Raw genomic sequence first — 1,689 nt, 5'->3', positions numbered from 1 at the left:
GGCTACTGCTGCGGCGGAGGCGGCTGCTGGAACGGCGCCCCCGGCTGCACGGGCGGCGGCACCTGCCCCTGCGGCGGCTGCTGCTGCGGAGCCTGAGGCTGAGCATGCGGCGGCTGCCCGTACGGCTGCGACTGCGGCTGCGGCTGCGGCTGCTGCGGAACCTGCGGCGCCTGCTGCCACCCCTGCTGCTGCGGATACGGCGGCTGCTGCTGCGGAGCCCCGGGCTGCGGCTGCGGCTGCTGCTGCGGCTGCTGAGCCTGCGGCGGCTGCCCATACGGCTGCGGCGCAGCATACGGCTGCCCCTGCCCAGGCATCGGCGGAGCCACCCGCGGCGGCGGATTCCCGTCCGACGTCCAGAGCCCCTGCTGCTGCTGAGCCCGCACGAAGTCCTCGGCCACCATCGCCGAGAGATTGAAGTACGCCTCCCGCACCTTCGGCCGCATCATGTCGAGATCGACCTCCGCACCGGCCGCGAGATGCTCGTCGAAGGGAACGACGACAACCCCCCGGCACCGCGTCTCGAAGTGCGACACGATGTCGTCCACCTTGATCATCTTCCCGGTCTCCCGCACCCCGGAGATGACGGTGATGGACCGTGAGACAAGGTCCGCGTACCCATGGGCGGACAGCCAGTCCAGCGTCGTCGACGCACTGCTGGCCCCGTCCACCGAAGGCGTGGAGATGATGATGAGCTGATCGGCGAGGTCGAGCACCCCGCGCATGGCGCTGTAGAGCAGCCCCGTACCCGAGTCGGTCAGGATGATCGGATACTGCTTCCCCAGCACATCGATGGCACGCCGGTAGTCCTCGTCGTTGAACGTGGTCGACACGGCGGGATCGACGTCATTGGCGATGATCTCCAGCCCGGACGCGGCCTGCGACGTGAACCGCCGGATGTCCATGTACGAGTTGAGGTACGGGATCGCCTGCACGAGGTCACGAATGGTGGCCCCGGTCTCCCGCCGCACGCGCCGCCCGAGCGTACCCGCGTCGGGGTTGGCGTCGATCGCGAGGATCTTGTCCTGCCGCTCGGTGGCGAGCGTCGAACCCAGCGCGGTGGTCGTCGTCGTCTTGCCGACGCCGCCCTTGAGGCTGATGACGGCGATCCGGTAGCAGGAGAGCACCGGCGTGCGGATCAGCTCCAGCTTGCGCTGCCGCTCGGCCTCCTCCTTCTTGCCGCCGAGCTTGAAGCGCCCGCCCCCGACGGGACGGCTGCTCTTGGCCTTCGGCTTGGAGTTGCGCAGCAGCCGGTCGGAGGAGAGCTCGACGGCGGCGGTGTACCCCAGCGGAGCGCCGGGGTTGGTCCGCTCCCGCTGATCATGCTGCACGGCCTGCGGCCAGGCGGCCCCGGTACGGGGGTCGACGGGGCCCTGGGGGGCCTGCGGGTGCGGTTGCGGATGCGGCTGGGGCTGCCCTTGAACGGGCGGCTGCCCCTGCACCGGCGGCTGAGCCTGGGCCGGGAGCTGCGGCTGCGGCTGGCTCTGCCCCTGGCCCTGATACTGCCCCTGACCCTGCGGAGCCTGCGGCTGCACGGGCTGCGGCGGCCCCTGCGGAAACCCGTACCCACCAGCCTGTACGGGTGCGTCGACCCCCGGAGGCTGCGGGAACCCGTACCCGGCCTGCGGCGGAGGAGCGGGCGCGGCGGCCCCCTGCTGCGGGAACCCATAGCCCGTCTGCGGCGTGTGCCAT

1 protein-coding gene is annotated in these 1,689 nt (G+C 71.6%); it reads right to left on the bottom strand.

The window, feature by feature from the left end; all coding sequences use genetic code 11:
* Positions 1-2: 2 nt before the first annotated feature.
* The coding region (locus AB8Z36_RS39205) for a MinD/ParA family ATP-binding protein (protein ID WP_369218133.1) at positions 3-1,689 on the bottom strand (1,687 nt) is incomplete at its 5' end.

The sequence above is a fragment of the Streptomyces flavofungini genome, from assembly GCF_041028215.1.
Taxonomy (GTDB): Bacteria; Actinomycetota; Actinomycetes; order Streptomycetales; family Streptomycetaceae; genus Streptomyces; species Streptomyces flavofungini_B.
This window is presented reverse-complemented; position numbering and strand designations above follow the sequence as displayed.